Below are 23,180 nucleotides of genomic sequence, written 5' to 3' on the forward strand. Positions count from 1 at the left end.
CATAGTTATGACGGGCTTTTCTCCCTGCAAATCATTTTGTTATATGGAGAAAGCCACAAGCCAGATGCAACAGGATTGAGACAAGCGTTGTTTGTTCTAGTTTGTTGGCATATGGAAGGATAAAGCATTTATGAACGTGGCATACTGCCTGCCAACGCTCAAAAATGAGCAACAAAAAAGGAGGCCTGAGCCTCCTTTATTTTTATAACAGAGCTGGATTAGACCAGAGCTGCTTTAGCTTTTTCAACCAGGGCGGTGAAAGCCAGCTTGTCGTGAACGGCGATATCGGACAGGATCTTGCGATCGATCTCGATGGAAGCCTTCTTCAGACCGTCGATCAGACGGCTGTAGGACAGGCCGTTCTGACGGGCTGCAGCGTTGATACGCGCAATCCACAGTTGACGGAACTGACGCTTCTTCTGGCGACGGTCACGGTAGGCATACTGACCAGCTTTGGTTACCGCTTGTACCGCTACGCGGTAGACACGGGAACGGGCGCCGTAGTAACCCTTGGCGGCTTTCATTACTTTCTTGTGACGAGCGCGAGCGGTCACACCACGTTTAACTCTTGGCATTTTTCACATCCCCCCTTATGCGTACGGCAGACAAGCGACAACACGTTTGTGGTCGGCAGCGGAAACAAAGAACTTCGGTCCCAGCTGACGCTTACGCTTGCTGCTCTTCTTGGTCAGGATGTGACGCAGGTGGTTGTGCTTGCACTTGAAGCGACCTGAGCCAGTCTTCTTGAAGCGCTTTGCGGCGCCCCGGTTGGTTTTCATCTTCGGCATTTCATACTCCGCATTGTGAGTGACAACAAAATCGCAAGGCGAACCGACTCATGGGGCCAGCCCCATGAGTCAATTTCTTGTGGGCCTTAAGATTTCTTCTTGGGTGCGAGGACCATCACAGCTTGACGGCCTTCGACTTTCGGGAACGATTCGACTACGGCCAGCTCTTCCAGATCGTTCTTGACGCGCTCGAGAACCTTGATACCAAGATCCTGGTGGGCCATTTCACGACCACGGAAGCGCAGGGTGACCTTTGCCTTGTCCCCGTCTTCCAGAAAGCGAACCAGGTTGCGTAGTTTTACCTGATAGTCGCCTTCGTCGGTGCCTGGACGGAATTTGATTTCCTTGACCTGGACGACTTTCTGCTTTTTCTTCTGTTCTTTGGTGGTCTTGCTCTTTTCGTAGAGGAATTTGCCGTAATCCATGATCCGGCAAACGGGCGGCTCAGCGTTTGGACTGATCTCGACCAGATCCACTCCTGCCTCAAGGGCCAAGTTCAGCGCATCCTGAATGGAGGTGATGCCAATGGCTTCACCATCCAGACCAGTCAGACGAACTTCTTTCAGACGGATCTCTTCATTGATCCGGTGAGCGCGGGCTTGCGGTTGCTTGCCCAGTTTTTTTCCGCCTTTTATAGCTTATTCCTCCACTTTCTTTTGTCCGCGGGTCTGAACTTCCTGGGTCAACAGAGCAATCAGCTCTTCAACAGGATAAGAGCCCAGGTCAGCCCCTTTACGAGTACGCACTGCAATCTTGCCGGCTTCTACTTCTTTGTCGCCGCAGACCAGCATGAAGGGTACTCGCTTCAAAGTATGCTCGCGGATTTTAAAGCCAATCTTCTCATTTCTCAAGTCCGCTTTTGCGCGAAGGCCCGCATCATTCAATGCCTTGGCAACTTTCACAGCATAATCGGCCTGGTTATCCGTGATATTCATGACCACGGCCTGGGTCGGAGCCAGCCAGGTCGGGAACAGACCGGCGTACTCTTCCGTCAGGATCCCGATGAAGCGCTCCAGCGAGCCCAGAATGGCGCGGTGGATCATCACGGGGATGTGGCGCTCGTTGTCTTCGCCTACATAGGTGGCGCCAAGACGGCCCGGCAGGGCAAAGTCGAGCTGCACGGTACCACACTGCCAGGCACGATCAAGGCAATCGTGCAGGGTGAACTCGATCTTGGGACCGTAGAAAGCCCCCTCGCCCGGTTGCAGGTCGTACTTCAGGCCGTTGAGTTCCAGCGCCTCGGCCAGCGCGGCCTCGGCACGATCCCAGGCTTCATCAGAGCCGATACGCTGCTCCGGACGGGTCGAGAGCTTGACCACGATGTTTTCGAAACCGAAGGTGCCGTAGACGTCATAGACCATGCGGATGCACGCAGACACCTCTTCCATGATCTGCTCTTCGGTACAGAAGATGTGGGCGTCATCCTGAGTGAAGCCCCGTACCCGCATCAGGCCGTGCAGGGAGCCTGACGGCTCGTTGCGGTGGCAGGAGCCGAACTCGGCCATGCGCAGGGGCAGATCGCGGTAGGATTTCAGACCCTGGTTGAAAATCTGCACGTGACCCGGGCAGTTCATCGGCTTGATGGCGTACTCGCGGTTTTCGGACTGGGTGGTGAACATGGCCTGGGCGTATTTCTCCCAGTGACCTGAACGCTCCCACAGCACGCGATCCATCATGAAGGGGCCTTTCACTTCCTGATAGTCGTACTCTTTGAGCTTGCCGCGGATGAAGGTTTCCAGCTCGCGGAAAATGGTCCAGCCATCGTTGTGCCAGAACACCATGCCCGGCGCTTCTTCCTGCATGTGGTACAGGTCGAGCTGCTTGCCGATCTTGCGGTGGTCGCGCTTGGCGGCCTCTTCCAGACGCTGCAAATAGGCCTTGAGCTGCTTCTTGTCAGCCCAGGCGGTGCCATAGATGCGCTGCAGCATCTTGTTGTTGGAGTCGCCGCGCCAGTAGGCACCGGACATTTTCTGCAACTTGAAGTGGTGGCAATGACGCATGTTGGGCACGTGCGGGCCGCGACACATGTCGATGTACTCTTCGTGATGATAGAGACCGGGCTGGTCATCACGGGCAATGTTCTGATCCAGGATCTCGACCTTGTAGGTCTCGCCACGGGCTTCGAACACGTCGCGCGCTTCCTGCCAGGAGACCTTCTTCTTGATGACGTCGTAATCCTTGGCGGCCAGCGCCAGCATGCGCTCTTCCAGGGCAGCCAGATCTTCGTCGGTCAGGGTGCGGTCGAGATCGATGTCGTAATAGAAACCGTTGTCGATGACGGGACCGATGGCCATCTTGGTCTGGGGCCAGAGTTGCTTGATGGCATGACCCAGCAGGTGAGCACAGGAGTGGCGCAGAATGTCCAGACCTTCTTCGTCTTTGGCGGTGATGATGGCGAGCGAAGAGTCGGTTTCGATCAGCTCGCAGGCATCCACCAGTTCACCGTTTACCCGACCGGCAATGCACGCCTTGGCGAGACCGGGACCGATGTCCGCGGCCACATCCATGACGGAAACGGCGTGGGCAAATTGACGTTGGCTGCCGTCAGGCAGAGTAATGATTGGCATTAGGTGTTTCCTTATACAGTGGTGACCCCTACCAAAGGCCACATGCAGGTTGGAGAAACCCTTTCATGTCCAGCTGTTCACTCCCGAGTTTCACCGTTCACAATACGGTTGGTACACGGCAGTGGCACACCATATGGCGTGTGCAAGGCCATCCATTGAGAGGTACAGCGGGGGATTGTATCAGACGCGACAACCCAGACAAGCTGTCTTGGCGATTTTGCATACCGCCTAAGCGCGGGTGTCAACCTGTCCTACTTGCGAGGGCGCCCTTCTGCTGCCATACCCTGTACCAGATTGAGGCGTCAGCCAAAGCAAGGAGAGCATGATGTACACCTACGACATTTCATTTCCGGAGCATGCAGAAAAGCTGGTTCATCCGGATCACCTTCTCACGACTCATTGTCCCGTCCATATCGCTGAGCTGGTGATCCTGGGCGATGGCTGCAAGCGGGAGGTATGCAGCATCGTCCACAGTGCCGAGCGCAGTACCCTCTATGTCACCGACGTGACGCCCGGCAAAGTCACCGCCAGCCGTTGATCCCTAACCGGCGTTCAGAAAAGAGTGGCCATTGAAATCGAAGGCGCTGCGTCCCTCCTCGGCCAGCGCCATCTCCTGCAACACCTGGAGTGCCATCTTGTTGCCCTTTTGCGAGGCCTGATAGAGCCACTGCTTCGCCTCGGCCAGTTCAACCCGCCCGTTGACCCCCATCAGGTGCAGGATGCCCACCTTCAGCATGGCGGGCACATCACCGTTTCTGGCTGCCAGCTCCATCCAGCGAAACGCCTCGTGCAGATCCCGCTTCACCCCGGCCCCGCGCAGATAGACCTCTCCCAGCCGATACTGGCCGAAAGCGTCCCCCGCCTGCGCAGCCTGACGATAGAGTCGGATGGCGCGATCCATATCCTGCTCGCTCCCCTGCCCCACTTCATGGCTCCAACCCATCAGCGCCTGTGCCCGTGGCTGGCCCTGATCCGCCAGCGGCGACCAGATCCGGGTCGCCTCATCAAAGTGCCCTGTCCGCCAGGCGCGGTTGGCCGCCGCCAGCTCCTGCTCGGTGGAGAGCGGGATCAGACGCCAGATGACCAGCGCAATGAGGGCGATGAAGAGCCAGCGGGCGGTAGTAGGTTGCATGACATTTTCCGTGATCTGGTTCGCATTTCGTCTATGTAAACGAAATGTAGCAACAGATCAAGCAGGAGATCACCCGGGTTCACCCTCTTTCATGGGGTCGCTCTTTGAGAACTTGCAGTTTAACGGGCTACACAGCAAAATAACTGTATATATAAACAGTTAATTGGTGATGTGATGGCAGGACGAGGCGCGAACCACAATGTCGAGCACCGCTTCAGCGGCCCGCAAATCGAAACCGTTGACGACGGCTGGAGTCAGAGCGACTGGGACGCGGCATTTGCCGCCAGCGCTCCCCGCACCGAGGTGACGGAGATCAGCGCCCGCAGCATCATCAGCTACAACGATTCGCCGGATCTTCCCTTCGGTCGCTCCATCAATCCCTATCAGGGGTGCGAGCATGGCTGCATCTACTGCTATGCCAGACCCAGCCACGCCTACCTTGAGCTCTCCCCCGGGCTGGATTTTGAGAGCAAGCTGTTTGCCAAAACCAATGCTGCCGAGCTGCTGCGACGGGAGTTTGCCAAGCCAGCCTATCAGCCGCAAACCATCGTACTGGGGGCCAATACCGATCCCTATCAACCCATCGAGCACCACTATCGCCTGACTCGCGAACTCCTGACGGTGATGCTGGCTCATCGCCATCCGGTAGGGCTCATCACCAAGAGCGCCATGATCCTGCGCGACCTCGATCTGCTGACCGAGCTGGCCCGGGAAGGGTTATGCCAGGTGATGGTGTCGGTCACCACCCTCAATGAGACGCTGAGGCGACAGCTGGAGCCCAGGGCCAGCACGGGGGTTGGGCGGATCAAGGTGATCGAACGACTGGCCAAGGCCGGTGTGCCGGTCGGCGTGCTCGCCGCCCCCATGATCCCCAGGCTCAACGAGCCGGAACTGGAACAGATCATCAAGGCCGCCGTCGACGCCGGGGCGGGCTGTGCGGATTACATCTTGCTGCGATTGCCCCACGAGCTCACCACCCTCTTTTGCGACTGGCTCGATACGCACTATCCCGGCCATAAAGAGGCGATCCTCAACCAGCTGCGGGCAAGCCGGGGCGGCGCACTCAACAGCGCCACCTTTGGTAGCCGCATGCGAGGTGAAGGACAGTTTGCCAACCTGCTCGCCCAGCGCTTTCGCCTGATCAGCAGGCGGCTGCAACTGGGCAAGCGCCATGTAACACTCAATACAGCCGCCTTCATCCGCCCGGGCGAGCAGTTGCGTCTGTTCTGAGCGCCGTCAGCCCCGTGGTCTCGGCGGGCAGCTCCCCGCTGGATGGCGCTGTGCAATCAGCTCCGCAGGCAGGCGTGATGGCTCGTGCGCCACCTCCTCCTCATCCACTCTAAGGCGCGCCTTCTCCTGCCCTCCCCACATCCGGCTCCACCAGATTTCCCACATTACCCAGCTCGTCATAACAGTGCTCCTGGCAAGCGATGCCTGCCTCTGTGGTGGCCTCATTCAACGCAGGCAGCATGGCTGACCGTCATGACAGGGCCATGACAGCCGAGTGAAGGAATCGTGTTGATGCGATGGGGCCAGCCCTGCATATCAGGAAGATGACGCCGTGGCAGGCAGGGCTGCATGCACAGCAGACGGAGCCGGGCAGCAGAGAAGAGAGGCCAGGGCAAGCACAAGGACAGGGAGAGCCTGCGGTGAGGAGGACAAAAAAAGAGCGACCATCAAGGTCGCTCTTTTACACCGGACAAAGGGGGACGATTACTCGTCGCCCGCCTCCCCGGTATCGACGGCGCCAGCGTCCGCTGCGGTGTCGGTGCCTTCAGACACCTCCCCTTCAACAGCCAGGGCCTCGGTTTCCTCTTCGTCGCTCTCGGCAACGCGCTGCAGGCCGACCACGGTCTCGTCTTCACCGGTACGGATCAGACGCACACCGCCGGTGTTGCGGCCGATGACGCTCACCTCGGACACCCGGGTACGAACCAGGGTACCGCCGTTGGTGATCAGCATGATCTGGTCGGTATCTTCGACCTGGATCGCATCGATCACCTTGCCGTTGCGCTCGTCCACCTTGATGGAGATGACGCCCTGGGTACCCCGGCTCTTGGTCGGGTACTCGTCCAGCGCGGTACGCTTGCCGTAACCGTTCTCGGTGGCGGTGAGGATGGCACCATCGCCACGGGGCACGATGAGGGAGACCACCTTGTCACCGGCGCCGAGCTTGATGCCGCGCACGCCAGCAGCGGTACGACCCATGGGACGTACGCCCTTGAAGGTACCCTTGCTTTCGGTGCCTTCGCCGTTGTCGCTGCCGTCATCGTCATTGCCGGCGTCGTCATCGGTGTCGACCTCGTCAGTGGCATCGGCGCGACCGCTGCCTTCCGCGAAGCGAACCACCTTGCCCGCATCGGAGAAGAGCATGATCTCGTTGCTGCCATCGGTGATGTCCACCCCGATCAGCTCATCACCCTCTTTGAGATTGATGGCACGGATACCGGAGGAGAGCGGGCGGCTGAAGTCAGACAGGCTGGTCTTCTTCACGGTACCGTTGGCGGTGGCGAAGAACACATACTTCTCGGCGTCATATTCCTTCACCGGCAGGATAGCGGTGATACGCTCACCCTCTTCCAGCGGCAGCAGGTTGATGATCGGACGACCACGGGCACCACGGGAGGCTTCCGGCAGATGGTAAACCTTGAGCCAGTAGACCTTGCCACGGGTGGAGAAGCACAAAATGGTGTCGTGGGTGTTGGCCACCAGCAGACGCTCCACAAAGTCCTCTTCCTTGATCCGGGTGGCCGACTTGCCACGACCACCGCGGCGCTGGGCCTCGTAGTCGGAGAGCGGCTGATACTTCACATAGCCCTGGTGAGACAGGGTAACCACCACATCTTCCGGAGTGATCAGATCTTCGATGTTGATCTCGGCACTGGACATGCTGATTTCGGTACGACGCTCGTCGCCATACTGCTCACGCACAGCCAGCAGTTCATCGCGGATCACTTCCATCAGACGAGCCGGGCTCGCCAGGATGTGCAGCAGCTCGGCGATCAGATCCAGCAGAGATTGGTACTCTTCCAGGATCTTCTCGTGCTCGAGGCCGGTCAGCTTGTGCAGACGCAGGTCAAGGATGGCCTGGGCTTGCTGTTCGGTCAGGAAGTATTGACCTTCACGGATACCAAACTCAGGCTCCAGCCACTCTGGCCGTGCCGCGTCGTCGCCCGCTTTTTCCAGCATGGCGGCCACGTTGCCGAGTTCCCAGCCCTTGGCAACCAGACCCGCTTTCGCGTCGGCCGGGGTCGCGCTGTGGCGGATCAGCTCGATGATGGGATCAATGTTGGCCAGCGCAACCGCCAGACCTTCCAAAATGTGCGCCCGATCCCGCGCCTTGCGCAGTTCGAACACGGTCCGGCGAGTCACCACTTCACGGCGGTGCAGCAGGAACGCATCCAGGATCTCTTTAAGGTTCATCACCTTGGGCTGGTTGTTATCGAGCGCCACCATGTTGATGCCGAACGTGGTCTGCATCTGGGTGTGCTTGTAGAGATTGTTCAGCACAATCTCGCCGGACTCGCCGCGCTTGATCTCGATAACGATGCGCATGCCGTCTTTGTCAGACTCATCGCGCAGGGCACTGATGCCCTCGATCTTCTTCTCTTTGACCAGCTCGGCGATCTTCTCGATCAGTCGAGCCTTGTTCACCTGATAGGGGATCTCGTGAACGATGATGGTCTCGCGACTGGTCTTCTCGTCCACTTCCACTTCAGCTTTGGCCCGCACATAGATGGAGCCACGACCGGTACGGTACGCCTGCACGATGCCGGAACGACCGTTGATAATGCCGCCGGTGGGGAAATCCGGGCCGGTGATGTAGGTCATCAGCTCGTCAATGGTGAGGTCGCCGTTTTCGATCAGCGCCAGGCAGCCATTGACAATCTCGGTGAGGTTGTGAGGCGGAATGTTGGTCGCCATGCCCACCGCGATACCGGAGGAGCCGTTGACCAGCAGGTTGGGAACCTTGGTAGGCATGACCGCCGGGATCATCTCGGTGCCGTCATAGTTCGGCACCCAGTCCACGGTCTCTTTGTCCAGATCGGCCAGCAGCTCGTGGGAGATGCGGGCCATCCGCACTTCGGTATAACGCATCGCCGCGGCGCTGTCGCCGTCGACTGAACCGAAGTTGCCCTGACCATCGACCAGCATGTAACGCATGGAGAAATCCTGCGCCATCCGGACAATGGTGTCATACACAGCGATATCGCCGTGCGGGTGATATTTACCGATTACGTCACCGACCACACGGGCCGATTTTTTATAGGGCTTGTTCCAGTCGTTCCCCAACTCGTTCATAGCAAACAGAACGCGGCGGTGAACCGGTTTCAAGCCATCACGCACATCCGGCAGAGCTCGTCCTACGATCACGCTCATGGCGTAATCAAGATAGGAACTCTTGAGCTCTTCTTCGATGTTGACCGGCGTGATCTCTCTGGCCAGATCGCTCATAGAAAGCCTTATCCCTAATTAGTTGTTCTTTGGCTTAAACAGCGCGACATGGTAACACACTGAGCCAAATACCTTAAGCCACAAATCGGGTATCAGATCGGGCTGGTGTGACAAAGTCCGTCCGTTATAATGCCCGCCAAGACAATAGATTGCGCCCATGACTCAGAAGCGGGCGCCCTGCCACAGGATCTTCGAAAAATGAACAGTGATGCCAATGTCGATCTGACAGAAATCGCCAAGTTTGAAGCCATCGCCTCCCGCTGGTGGGACATGGAAGGTGAATTCAAACCCCTGCATCAAATCAATCCGGTACGCCTTGACTGGATCACCGACAAAAGTGGCGGTCTGTTTGGCAAGCGCATGCTCGATATCGGATGTGGTGGTGGCATTCTCTCCGAGAGCATGGCCCGCCGTGGCGCCAAGGTCACCGGCATCGACATGGGCAAGGAGCCTCTCGGCGTCGCCCGCTTGCACGCCCTTGAGCAGGGTGTCGAGCTCGAGTACCGCCAGATCACCGCCGAAGCCCATGCCGCCGAAGTACCGGGCCAGTATGACGTAGTCACCTGCATGGAGATGCTGGAGCATGTGCCGGACCCCGCCTCCGTGCTGCGCGCCATCGCCACCTTGGTGCGCCCGGGCGGCCGGGTGTTCGTCTCCACCATCAACCGCAACCCCAAATCCTATCTGATGATGATCATCGGGGCCGAATACCTGATGAAGATGGTGCCCAAGGGTACCCACGATCACAAAAAATTCATCACCCCGGCCGAACTGTGTCGCATGGGGGAAGCGGCGGGCCTGCTGGTGCGGGATATGAGCGGCGTCCACTACGCCCCGCTCACCAACCAGTTCAAGCTCGGCAAAAATGTCGACGTCAACTATATGGTGGAGTTTGTCCGCCCGGAGCACGGCTGATGAGCGCCTCTCGCCCTCTTCCCCTGCGCGGTGTGCTGTTCGATCTGGATGGCACCCTGCTCGACACAGCCCCGGATCTGGGTGCCGCCGTCAACCATGTACTGATAAACGAAGGTTTTGCGCCGCTCTCTGACGACATCATTCGTCAGACCACTTCCCACGGAGCGCTCGGGCTGCTGAAAGCGGGCCTCGGCGACGAACTGCTTGAGGAGCTGGGGGCCACGCGCCTGCGCAATGCCCTGCTCGACTACTACGCGGCCAATCTCTGCGTCGGTACCCGCCCCTATGAGGGAATGGTGGATCTTATCGAGTGGCTCGACGAGAAACAGCTCCCCTGGGGCATCGTCACCAACAAGCCGGCCTTTCTCACCGAGCCGCTGCTGGCAGCCCTGCCACAGCTTGCCAGCTGCGGCGTCACCGTCAGTGCCGATACCCTGCCGGTACGCAAGCCCGACCCCGCCCCCATGTTCTTTGCCTGTGAGAAGCTGGGGGTCGAGGCGGCTCACTGCCTCTATGTGGGGGATCATGTGCGGGATATCGAAGCGGGCCGCAATGCTGGCATGCGCACCGCGGTCGCTGGCTGGGGCTATCTCAATAATGAGGAAGATCCCGCCCTCTGGGGCGCCGATCTTCACTTTGATACCGTGCAGGCCCTGCACCACTGGCTGCGTTACGAACTGAGCTGACACGTTCATTGCCCATGACCGACAAGGCATCCGGATAGAGGTGGATCTGCGGGGCAACTTTGATGTTGTCCCGATGGCCATGTGGGCATCTGCCCCGGCGCGCAGCTCCCCCCGCAGCGCACCAGAGGGATCCCGGACGATCCCTCTTTTTACGGGCTTGGCAACCCCCCGAACGGCGTAACAGGACACCTTTTGACCCTGACTGCACAAGGGATGAGCAGGCCGGATTTGCTAGTAAAAACACCCTGCTTTCGCAAGCAAAAAAAGTTATTTTAATTTTCCATCTTCGATCGCCGGACTTGCATTTGACGGATCGGACGGATGAAAACCCGTTCGCTGTGAGCGTCCACTAACTCCCGTCCCGACACCCACAATTTATCCACAGCTAATGCGTTATCCACAGATTGCATTACCGCATCGACCTCACTATCTTGTAGTTCGCATTAAAAATAACACTACATCTTGTGATTCATCGCACAATCCCTGCCCAGTTTCCCTCGACAGACGGAGCCGGGTTGCGCCATTGTGCGATGGCTTTTCGGGAATCAACCGATACCGGCAGGTATCAATGAAAGGGGTCATCAGCCAATGAACTTGTTTGTGACGAAGCGTAACGGACACAAAGAACCCATCGATCTGGATAAAATTCACCGTGTGCTCGACTGGGCTGCCGAGAAGCTCGACAACGTGTCGGTCTCCCAGGTGGAGCTCAAGTCCCACATCCAGTTCTATGACGGTATCCGTACCGCCGACATCCACGAGACCATCATCAAGGCTGCTGCTGACCTCATCTCCGAGCAAAGCCCGGACTACCAGTACATGGCTGCCCGTCTGGCCATCTTCCACCTGCGCAAGAAGGCCTACGGCCAGTTCGAGCCGCCCCACCTGTATCAGCACGTCGCCAGACTGGTGGACATGGGCAAGTACGACAAGCACCTGCTGGAAGACTACACCCAGGCGGAATTTGAGGAGCTGAACGGCTACCTCGATCACTGGCGCGACATGGACTTCTCCTACGCGGCGGTCAAGCAGCTCGAAGGCAAGTACCTGGTACAGAACCGCGTCACCGGCGAGATCTACGAGAGCCCGCAGTTCCTCTACATCCTGGTAGCAGCCTGCCTCTTCTCCAAGTATCCGAAAGATACCCGTCTGGACTACATCAAGCGCTTCTATGATGCGGTCTCGACCTTCAAGATCTCCCTGCCGACCCCGATCATGAGCGGCGTGCGCACCCCGACCCGCCAGTTCAGCTCCTGCGTGCTGATCGAGTGTGACGACAGCCTGGATTCCATCAATGCCACCGCCAGCGCCATCGTGCGTTACGTTTCCCAGCGCGCCGGCATCGGCATCAACGCCGGTCGCATCCGTGGTCTGGGCAGCCCCATCCGTGGCGGCGAAGCCTTCCACACCGGCTGCATCCCCTTCTACAAATACTTCCAGACGGCGGTGAAGTGCTGCTCCCAGGGCGGCGTGCGCGGCGGTGCGGCCACCCTGTTCTACCCGCTGTGGCACACCGAGGTGGAGAGCCTGCTGGTACTGAAGAACAACCGCGGCGTGGAAGAGAACCGTGTCCGTCACATGGACTACGGCGTGCAGATCAACAAGCTGATGTACCAGCGCCTCATCAAGGGCGGCGACATCACTCTGTTCTCCCCGTCCGATGCACCTGGCCTCTATGATGCCTTCTTCGCGGACCAGGACAAGTTTGAAGCGCTCTACGTCAAGTACGAGCAGGATCCGGCCATTCGCAAGAAGACCCTGAAGGCAGTGGATCTCTTCTCCCTGATGATGCAGGAGCGCGCCGGTACCGGTCGCATCTACATCCAGAACGTGGATCACTGCAACACCCACAGCCCGTTCGACCCGTCCGTGGCGCCGGTGCGCCAGTCCAACCTCTGCCTCGAGATTGCGCTGCCCACCAAGCCGCTCAACAACGTGGATGACGAGGACGGCGAGATTGCCCTGTGCACCCTCTCCGCCTTCAACCTGGGCGCCATCGAGAAGCTGGAAGATCTGGAAGAGATGGCCGAACTGGCCGTGCGCGCTCTGGACGCCCTGCTCGACTATCAGGACTACCCGCTCAAGGCAGCCAAGAAGGGCAGCATGAACCGACGTACTCTGGGGATCGGCGTCATCAACTACGCCTACTATCTGGCGAAAAACGGTGCCCGCTACTCCGATGGTTCCGGTCTGGCCCTGACCCACCGCACCTTCGAGGCGATCCAGTACTACCTGCTGAAGGCCTCCGTGCAACTGGCCCGCGAGTTCGGCCCCTGCCCGGCCTTCAACGAGACCACCTATGCCCAGGGTATCCTGCCCATCGATACCTATAAAAAGGATCTGGACACCCTGTGCAACGAGCCGCTGCACCTGGACTGGGAAACCTTGCGCGAAGAGATCAAGACCGTGGGTCTGCGCAACTCCACCCTGACCGCCCTGATGCCGAGCGAGACCTCCAGCCAGATCTCCAACGCCACCAACGGCATCGAGCCGCCCCGCGGCCTGGTGTCGGTGAAAGCCTCCAAGGATGGCATCCTCAAGCAGGTGGTACCGGAGTACCATCGCCTGAAGGATCAGTACGAACTGCTGTGGAAACAGCCGAGCGTCGACGGTTACCTGCAGCTGGTCGGCATCATGCAGAAGTTCGTGGATCAGGCGATCTCCGCCAACACCAACTACGACCCGGCCCGCTTCGAAGGCAACAAGGTGCCGATGAAGCAGTTGCTCAAAGACTTGCTGACCGCCTACAAATACGGTCTCAAGACCCTCTACTATCACAACACCCGTGATGGTGCCGACGACACCCAGACCGATCTGCAAGATGACGGCTGCGCTGGCGGGGCTTGCAAGATCTAACCGCGAAACGCACTGATAAACCGGGCGGGAGCATCAAGCTCCCGCCCTCCTGTTTTCCCTATTTCACGGCATTCGAACCATGGCTTACTCTACTTTTTGCCAGACCCAAAACGATCAGCTCAAGGAGCCGATGTTCTTCGGCCAGTCAGTCAACGTGGCCCGTTATGATCAGCAAAAACACGACATCTTCGAGCGGCTGATCGAGAAACAGCTCTCCTTCTTCTGGCGCCCGGAAGAGGTGGACGTCTCCCACGACCGCATCGACTTCCAGGCTCTGCCGCCCCACGAGCAGCACATCTTCATCTCCAACCTGAAGTACCAGACCCTGCTGGATTCCATTCAGGGCCGCAGCCCCAACGTGGCCCTGCTGCCCCTGGTCTCCATCCCGGAGCTGGAGACCTGGATCGAGACCTGGGCCTTCTCCGAGACCATCCACTCTCGCTCCTACACCCACATCATCCGCAACATCGTCAACAACCCGGGCCAGGTGTTCGACGACATCGTGACCAACGAGCAGATCTTGAAGCGCGCCGGCTCCATCAGCCACTTCTATGACGATCTCATCGAGGCGACCTCCGTCTATCACCTGCACGGTGAGGGGACTCACCGGATCGGGGATCGCGAAGTCACCATCAGCCTGCGGGAGCTCAAGAAGAAGCTCTACCTGTGCCTGATGAGCGTCAACGCCCTCGAAGCCATCCGCTTCTACGTGAGCTTCGCCTGCTCCTTCGCCTTCGCCGAGCGCGAGCTGATGGAGGGCAACGCCAAGATCATCAAGATGATCGCCCGTGACGAGGCCCTGCACCTGACCGGCACCCAGCACATGCTGAACCTGATGCGCAGCGGCAACGACGACCCCGAGATGGCGGAGATCGCCGTCGAGTGCGAGCAGGCCTGCTTCGAGCTGTTCAAGGAAGCGGCCCTGCAGGAGAAGGAGTGGGCCGAGTACCTGTTCCAGGACGGCTCCATGATCGGCCTGAACAAGGACATCCTCTGCCAGTACGTGGAATACATCACCAACCTGCGCATGGCGGCCGTCGGCCTGCAACCGGCCTTTGCCGGCACCAAGCAGAACCCCATCCCCTGGATCAACACCTGGCTCTCCTCCGACAACGTGCAGGTGGCGCCCCAGGAAGTGGAAGTAAGCTCCTATCTGGTGGGTCAGATAGACAGTGAAGTGCACGCCGACGATCTGGGTGACTTCGAGCTGTGATGCAAGGCGACCTCTGCTGGCAGACCATGATGCGGGAGAGCGACGTCCGTGAGTGACGCCACCGCCACCCTGAACGCGCCCCTGCATTCCGCCACCACGGCGCCGGAGGGGCAAGCCCCCCAGGTACAGACCCTGGACGGTGTGCTGCACCCCCATCCCGGCGAAAGCGTGCTGGAGACCCTGGAGCGCCACGGCCATCACGTGGAGTTCCAGTGCCGCAGCGGCTATTGCGGCGCCTGCCGCACCCCGCTGCTGGCGGGCAAGGGGCACTACGCCGCCGTCCCGCTCGCCTTTGTCTCCCAGGGGGAGTGCCTCCCCTGCTGCTGTCAGCCGGTGGGCGCCATCAAGCTCGATATCCGAAAGGGCTGACGGCCCTTATCGCCAGATCTGCCCCGCAAACAAAAAGCCGCCGGATTGCTCCGGCGGCTTTTTTCATGGGAATCTCCCGTCTCTTGAGAGAAATGAGGGGCCATGGCCCCTCTTACATTACAACCCGGGGGCGTTACAACCAGGGGGCGGCGGTCGGCCCGTGGTGCAGACCCAGCTTCCAGACCCGGCCAAAATGCTTGTAGTGACCGGCCGCGACACCGGCTTTCTCCCCCATGCCGTGGTAGAGATCGAGGTGCCCCTTCTTCACCGCGCCTCCCACATCCAGCGCAATCAGCAGCCGCAGCTGGTGCTTGCCGGTCCAGTTGCCCTCTTTGTCCAGCAGCGGCACTTCCGCGAGGATGGGGGTACCCATGGGCAGCAGGGTCTTGTCGGCAGCCACCGCCGCCATCGGCAAGAGCGGAATCCCGGCAGCCCCCACCACGTCATTGGTGGGACGGCGCTCGAAGAAGACATAGGAGGGGTTCTGCTCCACCAGCTCCTTCACGCTCTCTTCCGGCTGACGATTGGCCCACTCCTTGATGGCCTTCATGGACATCTGCTCCTTGGGCACTTCGCCACGGTCGATGAGCACCCGGCCAATGCTGACATAGCCGTGGCCGTTCTTGCCGCTGTAACCAAGGTACTGCAACCGGTCGTCATCGCCGTAGTGAACGAAGCCGGAACCCTGCACGTCCATCAGGAAGTTGTCGATGAGGGACTTGCTGTAGCCCAGCTCCAGCCCCCGGTTGGCCAGCGCCCCCCGGTGGATCTCGGCCCGGCTCGGGCAGCGGCCGCCGCAGTTGGGCATGGCATAGATGGGATACTTGTACTGGGCGTCCGGGCGATGGCGCACCTCCAGCACCGGCGAGTAGTAACCGGTGAAGAGCACGTTGCCCATGCGGTCGGCACCGCCAAGCTGCGCCAGGCTGATGCCGTACTGGGTGATATGGGCGGGATTGCCCCCATTGGCGACCCAGCGTGAGAGCTGACGATAGAGCTCCCCATAGCGGCTCGCCATGCGGCCGGAGCGTTCCATCACCATCCGGCTCTGGGGACCGAACTTGCTGTAATCGGCGCGGGCGCGGCTGTTGACCCGCTCTACCCGCACCAGATCCCCCGGCAGGGCGCCATCCAGATACTGCTTGCCCAGATTCTCAGGGATCTCGCAGTTCAGAAAACATCCGGATTCCACCTTCTTCTGGGGCACCTTGACCGGTTCAGGATTGCCCGCACAACCGGCCAGCCCCACCACGGCGACGGCCAACCAGTACGCATGTCTATTCATATGTCCTCATATAACACCGAGTGTCTTGCACGGCGGGGAAGATGCCAAAATTGCCCGGGGAAAGCAAACGCCTTCACGCCCCTGACGACGGATTTCTCCTGCCGTGATCTTCTGGGTTATAACAAGGTGACAAGGTGTGAGAGGTCATGGATGGAACAGCTCGAAATCTTCCCGCTCCAGAGCCCCTGTGTCGGGGTCTGCGAACTGAACAACAAGGGGTATTGCAAGGGATGCCTGCGAAGTCGCGAGGAGCGTTTCAACTGGCTTGCCATGACCCCTGCCCAGCAGCAGGAGGTGATGCGCCTGTGCCGCAGCCGCAAGGCCAGGGTCGAGGCCGCCCGCCGCAAGGCGCAGGCCGCAGAGGCAGCCGATCCGCCGCCCCCGCCGGGCTGGGATTTTTAAATCCCACGTTGCCCCTCCCCTCAACAAGAAAGGCGGCCCCAGGGCCGCCTTGTCATGAAGAGTGTGTCACGCCGTGACGTCCTCAGGCGGTCGCCAGCTTGGCCTGCTCCTCGCCACGCTTGAGCATGGCGTAGGCCACCCCGGTCACCAGAGAACCGGCCGCGATCGCCAGGATGTACATCATCACATGGCTGATGGCGTTCGGGATGAAGAGCACGAACAGACCACCGTGGGGTGCCACCAGCTCGCAGCCGAACAGCATGGAGAGCGCACCGGTCAGGGCGCCGCCCGCCATGCAGGCCGGGATGACGCGCATGGGATCCTTGGCGGCAAACGGGATGGCCCCCTCGGAGATGAAGCACAGACCCAGCACGAAGGAGGCCTTGCCCGCTTCCTGCTCCGCCTTGATGAACTTTCTGCTGGCCAGGAAGGTCGCGATCCCCATCCCCAGTGCAGGCACCATGCCGGCGGCCATGACCGCTGCCATGGGGGCATAGGTCTTGGAGGCGAGCAGGCCGACACCGAAGGCATAAGCCGCCTTGTTGACCGGGCCCCCCATGTCGAAGCACATCATGGCGCCGATGATGACACCCAGCAGCACGGCGTTGGCAGAGCCCATGTTGTTGAGGAACTCGGTCATGGCGTTCATGATGCCCGCCACAGGGCCACCCACCACGTAGATCATCACCAGACCGGTGAACAGGCTGGCAAAGAGCGGAATGATGAGGATGGGCTTGAGGGCTTCCAGGGTGACCGGCAGGCGCACCTTGTCGCTCAGGAACTTGGCGCTGTAACCGGCGAGGAAGCCACCGACGATGCCGCCAAGGAAACCGGCGCCGAGCGAGCTTGCCAGCATACCGGCGATCATGCCGGGGGCCAGACCCGGACGGTCGGCGATGGAGTAGGCGATGTAGCCTGCCAGCACCGGGATCATCAGGGCGAAGGCGGAGCCGCCACCGATCTTCATCAGGGCCGCGGCCAGCGTCCCCTCTTCCTTGAACGCTTCAATGCCGAAGATGAAGGAGAGCGCGATGATAAGGCCCCCCGCCACCACCATGGGCAGCATGAAGGAGACACCGGTCAGCAGGTGCTTGTAGGGGCCCGCCTTTTCCTCTTTCTTGACCGCGGCCGCGCCGCTGTGGCGATAGGTCTTCGCCTCGGTCCAGGCCTTGTCGAGCTCGGCGCGGGTCTTCTTGAGGGCCGCCCCCGTGCTGGTGCGATAGACGGGCTTGCCGTCAAAGCGCGCCATGTCCACCTCGATGTCAGTGGCGAGGAACACCAGATCGGCGGCGGCAATCTCGTCCGCCGTCAAGGCATTCTGGGCACCGACCGAGCCCTGGGTTTCGACGCGGATCTGGTGACCCAGCTGCTTGGCCATGGTCTCCAGGGCCTCGGCCGACATGAAGGTGTGGGCCACCCCGGTCGGGCAGGCCGTCACCGCCACGATGCGCTTGGCACCGCTGGCCGGTTTGGCAACCACATGCGCCGCCTCATGGCGATAGACGCTGGCACCGCTTCGCGCGGCTTCCAGCAGGGCTGCGGGATCCTGGAGCGCCAGATCCATGTCGCCCCGATAGAGCGACTTGCCGTCATAGGCGGCCAGATCCACCGGTGCGCTGGCAACGACCAGCACCAGGTCGGCGGCGGCAATCTGCTCTTTCGAGGGGACCTGACGGGGCTGCACGCTGGAGTCGACGTCGAGGGTGAGCTCCCAGCCAGCCAGTTTGGCCTGCTGTTCTATCCGTTTTGCAGCGAGAAAGCTGGTGGCAATGCCCGCCGGGCAAGCCGTAACCAGAATTGCTTTCATTGGGCATCTCCTGAGTTAGCCATCAAATGGGGTTGGGGTTGAGTCGGTGCCAGATCATCCAGACGCTGTACGCGCACCTGCTCGAGTAACGGTTTGAGCACATTGATATCGTTGAAGCCGACCGCGACCTGGCTCACCGCCAGTGCCGAGACGGCGGTGGCCAGCCGCAGGGTCTGCTCCGGCGTCCAGTCCAGGCTCATGCCATGGACCAGGCCCGCCACCAGGGAGTCGCCGGCACCCACGGTGCTGACCACCTCCATGCGCGGCGGAATCGCCTGCCAGGTGGCATCCGGTGCAAACCAGATGAGGCCGTCGGCGCCATTGGAGATCACCACGTTGGGGATCCCGCTGGCCTGCAGCGCGCGGGCGCACTCGGCCTGCTCGCTCAGGGTCTTGACGGGGCGACCCGCCCACTGGCTCAGCTCTTCCAGGTTGGGTTTGACCAGGGTCGGCGCCGCCTTGATCCCTTCGCTCAACGCCGCGCCGCTGCAATCGAAGATCACCTGCTTGCCCTTGGCCTTGAGCAGACGGATCAGATGGCCGCAGTAATCGGGGGCCACCCCTTTGGGCAGGCTGCCCGCCAGCACGAACCAGTCAGTGTGGGGAGCCAGTCGCTCCAGCGCCGCTTCCAGGGCGCTGACGTCGCCCTCCTGCACCGCGAGTCCCGGCAGATTGAGATCGGTCACCCGGCCGGATTGTTCGGAGATCTTGACGTTGATCCGGGTGTCGCCCGCCACGCGCACGAAGTGATCGGCAAGGGCACGCTCCTCGAACAGAGAGACGAAGCTCTGCTGGTTACCCTCGCCGAGCCAGCCGGTCAGGCCTACGTCACGGCCGAGATCTTTCAAGACCATGGCGACGTTGATCCCCTTGCCCGCGGCGCGCAAGTTGGCCTCGCTCACCAGATTGACCTCGCCAGGGTGCATGACCTCCAGACGGGTGGTGAGATCGAGCGCGGGATTGAGGGTGATGGTGACGATGTCCATCAGTGCGCCCCCTCGCCCAAGCCGGCGGCAATGGCTTCGCCAATGCCCTTGAGAGCTGCTTCGGCATCCGCTCCTTCGGCGCGAAACGCCAGACGATGACCGCATTTGACCCCAAGCCCGATCACCTTCATCAGGCTCTTGGCAGAGACGGCTTCACCGCTGCCATCGAGGTTGGCGACGCGGATGTCGGATTCATACTCCTTGGCCACCTTGACCAGCATGGCGCCCGGACGGGCGTGCAGACCGTGAGGGTTGATGATGGTGAAGGTCTCGGACAGCCCGCTCGCCGGACCCGCCTGCAACATGGCAAGACCGTCGCTGCCAGAAAGGGTGGCCAACTGGCCGGCTGCGGCCAGCTTGGCCAGATTCTCGAGTTGCGGTAAATGGCCGCTATCTGCGGCACACAGCAGCAGCAGGGCGCTGACCGGCAATTCACCGACGTTCAGCGGGGTGCTCGGGGTGGCCAGCACCCAACCGGTCTGGGCCGCTTGCGCACGGGCCAGCCAGATGCCCTCCCCCAGGTGAACAGGCTGGCTGGCCAGGAGGGCGCTCACCATGGCGGCGTCTCCCCAGCCTGCGGATTTGGCGCGGGCCGCAGCCCCCAGCAGCAACTGGTCCTGGTCGTCGGCCGGGAAGTCCGCCAGGGTCAGGTATTGCACCTCTTTGGCGGCAGTCGCGCCAGTCAGGATATTGATGATGGTCTCTTCGTCGGTCGCCCCCTTGAGCTGGGCTGCGGCCTGCTCGTCACCCAGCACGTGGGTGAGCTGGCGCAAGATCCCCAGGTGCTCGTCGGACTTGGCGGCGATGCCGATGGCGACGTAGGCAATCTGCCCCTCGTCCCACTCGATGCCGTGGGGGAACTGGGCCACCATGACGCCGGTGCTCTTCACCAGATGACGGGTGTCCGTGGTGCCGTGGGGAATGGCGATACCGCTGCCAAGATAGGTGGCGTGCTGCGCTTCCCGCGCCAGCATGCCGTCCACGTAACCTGCTTCAACCAGACCGGCGTCGGTCAGTTTGCTTGCCAGCAGGGCGATGGCGTCCGCCTTGGTCGTCACCGATTGTCCCAGCAGGATTTGCTGTCGCGCCAACTTCAACATAGAGATTCTCCATCAGGTCCGGCTTCACCTCGCGGCGTACCGGCTCAACTCAACTCGATTTTCGGGTAACTTGCCTGCTGACAATAGACGGTGATCTTTCGCTTTGGTGAGCCGGAACCCATTTCCAAGTGCAGATAATCATCCGTTACTGACAAGCTGAATCGTTTCACTTACACTCAGACTGAATCGTTTCAGCGCATTGTTCAAGATCCCGCAGAAAGTACGTTTCAATGATATGATCCCGCGCACACTTTTCGGCGCCCCAACCAGGAACCGGCGCGGGCCTTGCAACTCAAACAGAGCCAACATGATGAAACTGGATGAAATCGCCGCGCTGGCCGGTGTCTCTCGCACCACCGCCAGCTATGTGATCAATGGCAAGGCCGATCAATACCGCATCAGCCAGGCAACCCGCGACAAGGTGATGGCCGTGGTCCATGCCCACAACTATCAGCCGGACAGCCGCGCCGCTTCCCTGCGCGGCGGCCAGACCCGCACCCTCGGCTTCATCCTGCCCGACCTCGAAAACGCCAGTTACGCCAAGCTCGCCAAGCGCCTGGAGCAAGGGGCCCGCACCCAGGGATATCAGTTGCTCATCGTCTGCTCGGAGGACGATCCGGACACCGAAAAGGAGCTGGCCCGGATGCTGGTGAGCCGCCATGTGGACGCGCTCCTGGTGGCAAGCTGCCTCCCCCCGGCGGATCCCTTCTACCTGGAGCAGCAGTCCCGGGGCGTGCAGATCCTCGCCATCGACCGTGCCATGGCCACCGAGCACTTCGTCACCGTGGCGAGTGAAAACCAGAAGGCGAGCCTGGACCTCACCGCCTCCCTGCTCACCCCGGCCATCGGTCATATCGCCTTGATCACTGCACTGCCGGAACTGACGATCAGTCAGGAGCGAAAAGCGGGCTTCGAACAGGCGATTGCCAGTCACAGTGCGACCCGCCACCTGTGTGAAGGGGCCCACTTCTCGCGCACCGAAGGGTATCGCCTGATCAAGACGCTCCATCAGCAGCTCGGCCAACTGCCCGAGGCGCTGATCACCACCTCCTACATCCTGATGGAGGGGGTGCTCGACTACCTGCTGGAGCAGGAGGCCGACATGAGCCAGCTCGCCATGGCTACCTTCGGGGATGACCGCCTGCTCGATTTCCTCCCCTTTGGCATCAACTCCCTGCCCCAGCAGCACGACGCCCTGGCAAGCCAGGCCCTGACGCTGGCCCTCAAGGCGGTCAATGGCGACTACCAGAGCGGCCTGCACTATGTGAGCCGCACCCTCAAACGCCGCCGCTGACGCGAAACGGACGTGCCGAAGGCGACCACGGTCGCCTTTGCGTGTTTTTACGCCATCCACTCCAGACAACTGTCATCATTTATTTCCACACAAGCGCCTTTCACAGTAGAACCTTCGCTCACTCCCGCTTGTTTTCGATATTTTAATCGGCTAACGTGGCAACCCTGTTTTACAACCTGCGGCTGTTCGTAACGATGTCTCCACTCCGATATTGCTAGCCTCCGGCCTTCCCCCGGAGGCACCCCGACACCTTGCCCCCTGCCACCCTTCATGATGCTTTTTTAGATTCGGATGGATAACATGAATACCAAGACCCTGGGTTGTACCCTGTTGATTGCCGGCACCACCATAGGCGCCGGCATGCTGGCCCTGCCGCTGGCCTCCTCGTCCCTGGGCGGCCCCGCAACCCTGATGCTGATGATCGGCCTCTGGGCCCTGATGGCCTTCACCGCCATGCTGCAGGTGGAAGCCAGCCTCAGCACCGGCAAGTGGTACCTGCACCAGCTGGCGGATCACCTGCTCGGCCCCTGGGGCAAGGGCATCGCCTCCTTCTGCATCCTGATGCTGTTCTACGCCCTGGCCTCCGCCTACATCAGCGGCGGCAGCAACCTGCTGGCCCAGGCATTGGCCGATGCCGGCCTGCCCCTCGGCCAGGAGCAGGCGGCCTGGGTCTTTACCCTGCTGTTTGGCGGCATGGTGTGCGTCGGCACCAGGCAGGTGGATTACCTCAACCGCCTGATGTTCACCGTGAAGCTGGTGATCATGGTGGCGGTGCTGGCGCTGCTGCTACCCCGCGCCCAGGGGCAGCACCTGCTCTCCATGCCCCTCGGGGAAGGCCTGCTGCTGGCGGGCCTGCCGGTCATCTTCACCTCCTTCGGCTTCCACGGCTCCATCCCGAGCGTCATGCTCTACCTCGGGGACAACCCCAGGCAGTTGCGCCGGGTCTTCGTGTGGGGCTCCGCCTTGCCACTCGTGCTCTACGTGCTGTGGCAGGTCGCCATCCTGGGGCTGCTGGGCCAGCAATCCCTGATCCAGACCGGCGGCGCCCTGGACAGCCTGCTGGCCAACGTCGGCGGCCTGGTGAGCTGGCCCGCCTTCAACCAGGCGATGCATCTGTTTGCGGATCTCGCGCTCGCCACCTCCTTCCTCGGGGTGACCCTGGGACTGTTCGACTTCATGGCCAAGGTGACCCGTCGCAAGGACAACTGGCAGGGCCGCACCCAGACCGGCCTCATCACCTTCGTGCCGCCCCTGCTGTTCGCCCTCTACTTCCCGCAAGGCTTGATCAGGAAAAGGCCGCCCTGGGGCGGCCTTGCTCTACAGCT

At 60.8% G+C, this 23,180-nt stretch carries 20 protein-coding genes; 10 read left to right on the forward strand and 10 right to left on the reverse strand.

Going from position 1 to position 23,180, the window contains the following annotated elements; all coding sequences use genetic code 11:
• Nucleotides 1-218: 218 nt before the first annotated feature.
• The 4 genes from rplT to thrS form a co-directional block, all read right to left on the reverse strand.
• Complete coding sequence (gene rplT, locus AACR77_RS19945; protein WP_010674800.1) at nt 219-575, reverse strand: 50S ribosomal protein L20; 357 nt, start codon at nt 573-575, stop codon at nt 219-221.
• Between the two features lie 15 nt (nt 576-590).
• Nucleotides 591-788 carry a 50S ribosomal protein L35 gene (gene rpmI, locus AACR77_RS19950; protein ID WP_005300673.1) on the reverse strand — a complete coding sequence of 66 codons (198 nt, stop codon included), beginning with the start codon at nt 786-788 and terminating at the stop codon, nt 591-593.
• 86 nt (nt 789-874) lie between these two features.
• On the reverse strand, nt 875-1,423 hold the full coding sequence (infC, locus tag AACR77_RS19955; protein WP_026139078.1) for a translation initiation factor IF-3: 549 nt from the start codon (nt 1,421-1,423) through the stop codon (nt 875-877).
• 3 nt (nt 1,424-1,426) lie between these two features.
• Nucleotides 1,427-3,355, reverse strand: coding sequence for a threonine--tRNA ligase (gene thrS, locus AACR77_RS19960; RefSeq protein WP_042879524.1), 1,929 nt, complete (start codon nt 3,353-3,355; stop codon nt 1,427-1,429).
• A 322-nt stretch (nt 3,356-3,677) separates the two neighbouring features.
• On the opposite strand from thrS, the gene AACR77_RS19965 reads away from it, so the two are divergent.
• The gene (locus AACR77_RS19965) at nt 3,678-3,893 is read left to right on the forward strand and encodes a hypothetical protein (protein WP_339373228.1); all 216 of its coding nucleotides are present in this window, start codon (nt 3,678-3,680) and stop codon (nt 3,891-3,893) included.
• A 3-nt stretch (nt 3,894-3,896) separates the two neighbouring features.
• Here AACR77_RS19965 and AACR77_RS19970 read toward each other — a convergent pair whose 3' ends face one another.
• Nucleotides 3,897-4,487: a tetratricopeptide repeat protein gene (locus AACR77_RS19970; protein ID WP_042879528.1), complete on the reverse strand. Its 591-nt coding sequence runs from the start codon at nt 4,485-4,487 to the stop codon at nt 3,897-3,899.
• Nucleotides 4,488-4,661: 174 nt separating this feature from the next.
• Here AACR77_RS19970 and AACR77_RS19975 point away from each other — a divergent pair, with 174 nt between their 5' ends.
• Entirely contained in the window at nt 4,662-5,717 is a 1,056-nt protein-coding gene (locus AACR77_RS19975; protein ID WP_042879530.1) for a PA0069 family radical SAM protein, read from the forward strand.
• 483 nt (nt 5,718-6,200) lie between these two features.
• Here the strand turns inward: AACR77_RS19975 and gyrA are convergent, their stop codons facing one another.
• Nucleotides 6,201-8,942 (reverse strand): DNA topoisomerase (ATP-hydrolyzing) subunit A, encoded by a 2,742-nt coding sequence (gene gyrA / locus AACR77_RS19980; protein ID WP_042879532.1) that lies wholly within the window; start codon nt 8,940-8,942, stop codon nt 6,201-6,203.
• A 198-nt stretch (nt 8,943-9,140) separates the two neighbouring features.
• Between gyrA and ubiG the strand changes: the two genes are divergently transcribed.
• From ubiG to yfaE, 5 genes are all read left to right on the forward strand, one after another.
• Nucleotides 9,141-9,857, forward strand: a complete 717-nt coding sequence (ubiG, locus tag AACR77_RS19985; protein ID WP_040065603.1) for a bifunctional 2-polyprenyl-6-hydroxyphenol methylase/3-demethylubiquinol 3-O-methyltransferase UbiG — start codon at nt 9,141-9,143, stop codon at nt 9,855-9,857.
• Nucleotides 9,857-10,543, forward strand: a complete 687-nt coding sequence (locus AACR77_RS19990; protein ID WP_042879533.1) for an HAD family hydrolase — start codon at nt 9,857-9,859, stop codon at nt 10,541-10,543. Before ubiG ends, AACR77_RS19990 begins: the two co-directional genes overlap by 1 nt.
• 588 nt (nt 10,544-11,131) lie before the next feature.
• Nucleotides 11,132-13,399 (forward strand): class 1a ribonucleoside-diphosphate reductase subunit alpha, encoded by a 2,268-nt coding sequence (gene nrdA, locus AACR77_RS19995; RefSeq protein WP_010674815.1) that lies wholly within the window; start codon nt 11,132-11,134, stop codon nt 13,397-13,399.
• A gap of 79 nt (nt 13,400-13,478) precedes the next feature.
• Nucleotides 13,479-14,612 carry a class Ia ribonucleoside-diphosphate reductase subunit beta gene (gene nrdB, locus AACR77_RS20000; RefSeq protein ID WP_042017109.1) on the forward strand — a complete coding sequence of 378 codons (1,134 nt, stop codon included), beginning with the start codon at nt 13,479-13,481 and terminating at the stop codon, nt 14,610-14,612.
• 48 nt (nt 14,613-14,660) lie between these two features.
• The gene (gene yfaE / locus AACR77_RS20005) at nt 14,661-14,981 is read left to right on the forward strand and encodes a class I ribonucleotide reductase maintenance protein YfaE (RefSeq protein WP_042879535.1); all 321 of its coding nucleotides are present in this window, start codon (nt 14,661-14,663) and stop codon (nt 14,979-14,981) included.
• A gap of 133 nt (nt 14,982-15,114) precedes the next feature.
• On the opposite strand, the gene mltA is transcribed toward yfaE, so the two are convergent.
• Entirely contained in the window at nt 15,115-16,266 is a 1,152-nt protein-coding gene (gene mltA / locus AACR77_RS20010) for a murein transglycosylase A (RefSeq protein WP_042017118.1), read from the reverse strand.
• A 150-nt stretch (nt 16,267-16,416) separates the two neighbouring features.
• Here mltA and AACR77_RS20015 point away from each other — a divergent pair, with 150 nt between their 5' ends.
• A complete protein-coding gene (locus AACR77_RS20015; RefSeq protein ID WP_039040754.1) occupies nt 16,417-16,668 on the forward strand; it encodes a DUF1289 domain-containing protein in 252 nt (83 codons plus the stop codon).
• A gap of 82 nt (nt 16,669-16,750) precedes the next feature.
• Here the strand turns inward: AACR77_RS20015 and fruA are convergent, their stop codons facing one another.
• From fruA to fruB, 3 genes are read right to left on the reverse strand one after another with little or no spacing between them, the layout of a single operon-like run.
• Nucleotides 16,751-18,475, reverse strand: a complete 1,725-nt coding sequence (fruA, locus tag AACR77_RS20020) for a PTS fructose transporter subunit IIBC (protein WP_042879537.1) — start codon at nt 18,473-18,475, stop codon at nt 16,751-16,753.
• Nucleotides 18,472-19,461 carry a 1-phosphofructokinase gene (gene pfkB / locus AACR77_RS20025; RefSeq protein ID WP_042879539.1) on the reverse strand — a complete coding sequence of 330 codons (990 nt, stop codon included), beginning with the start codon at nt 19,459-19,461 and terminating at the stop codon, nt 18,472-18,474. The genes fruA and pfkB overlap by 4 nt, the downstream gene beginning before the upstream one ends.
• Nucleotides 19,461-20,561: a fused PTS fructose transporter subunit IIA/HPr protein gene (gene fruB / locus AACR77_RS20030; RefSeq protein WP_010674822.1), complete on the reverse strand. Its 1,101-nt coding sequence runs from the start codon at nt 20,559-20,561 to the stop codon at nt 19,461-19,463. Before fruB ends, pfkB begins: the two co-directional genes overlap by 1 nt.
• A 307-nt stretch (nt 20,562-20,868) precedes the next feature.
• On the opposite strand from fruB, the gene cra reads away from it, so the two are divergent.
• Together cra and AACR77_RS20040 are read left to right on the forward strand one after the other, a co-directional pair.
• Nucleotides 20,869-21,855, forward strand: a complete 987-nt coding sequence (gene cra / locus AACR77_RS20035) for a catabolite repressor/activator (RefSeq protein ID WP_010674823.1) — start codon at nt 20,869-20,871, stop codon at nt 21,853-21,855.
• Between the two features lie 300 nt (nt 21,856-22,155).
• The coding region (locus AACR77_RS20040) for an aromatic amino acid transport family protein (protein WP_052224770.1) at nt 22,156-23,180 on the forward strand (1,025 nt) is incomplete at its 3' end.

This window comes from Aeromonas sp. ZOR0002, assembly GCF_963866995.1.
Taxonomy (GTDB): Bacteria; Pseudomonadota; Gammaproteobacteria; order Enterobacterales; family Aeromonadaceae; genus Aeromonas; species Aeromonas caviae.

Coding starts and splice junctions, on each gene's coding strand:
- AACR77_RS19970 (WP_042879528.1), bottom strand. CDS start 4,487: ATGCAACCTACTACCGCCCGCTGGCTCTTCATCGCCCTCATTGCGCTG.
- AACR77_RS20015 (WP_039040754.1), top strand. CDS start 16,417: ATGGAACAGCTCGAAATCTTCCCGCTCCAGAGCCCCTGTGTCGGGGTC.
- AACR77_RS19965 (WP_339373228.1), top strand. CDS start 3,678: ATGATGTACACCTACGACATTTCATTTCCGGAGCATGCAGAAAAGCTG.
- nrdA (WP_010674815.1), top strand. CDS start 11,132: ATGAACTTGTTTGTGACGAAGCGTAACGGACACAAAGAACCCATCGAT.
- thrS (WP_042879524.1), bottom strand. CDS start 3,355: ATGCCAATCATTACTCTGCCTGACGGCAGCCAACGTCAATTTGCCCAC.
- fruB (WP_010674822.1), bottom strand. CDS start 20,561: ATGTTGAAGTTGGCGCGACAGCAAATCCTGCTGGGACAATCGGTGACG.
- gyrA (WP_042879532.1), bottom strand. CDS start 8,942: ATGAGCGATCTGGCCAGAGAGATCACGCCGGTCAACATCGAAGAAGAG.
- cra (WP_010674823.1), top strand. CDS start 20,869: ATGATGAAACTGGATGAAATCGCCGCGCTGGCCGGTGTCTCTCGCACC.
- fruA (WP_042879537.1), bottom strand. CDS start 18,475: ATGAAAGCAATTCTGGTTACGGCTTGCCCGGCGGGCATTGCCACCAGC.
- pfkB (WP_042879539.1), bottom strand. CDS start 19,461: ATGGACATCGTCACCATCACCCTCAATCCCGCGCTCGATCTCACCACC.
- rpmI (WP_005300673.1), bottom strand. CDS start 788: ATGCCGAAGATGAAAACCAACCGGGGCGCCGCAAAGCGCTTCAAGAAG.
- rplT (WP_010674800.1), bottom strand. CDS start 575: ATGCCAAGAGTTAAACGTGGTGTGACCGCTCGCGCTCGTCACAAGAAA.
- ubiG (WP_040065603.1), top strand. CDS start 9,141: ATGAACAGTGATGCCAATGTCGATCTGACAGAAATCGCCAAGTTTGAA.
- AACR77_RS19975 (WP_042879530.1), top strand. CDS start 4,662: ATGGCAGGACGAGGCGCGAACCACAATGTCGAGCACCGCTTCAGCGGC.
- mltA (WP_042017118.1), bottom strand. CDS start 16,266: ATGAATAGACATGCGTACTGGTTGGCCGTCGCCGTGGTGGGGCTGGCC.
- AACR77_RS19990 (WP_042879533.1), top strand. CDS start 9,857: ATGAGCGCCTCTCGCCCTCTTCCCCTGCGCGGTGTGCTGTTCGATCTG.
- nrdB (WP_042017109.1), top strand. CDS start 13,479: ATGGCTTACTCTACTTTTTGCCAGACCCAAAACGATCAGCTCAAGGAG.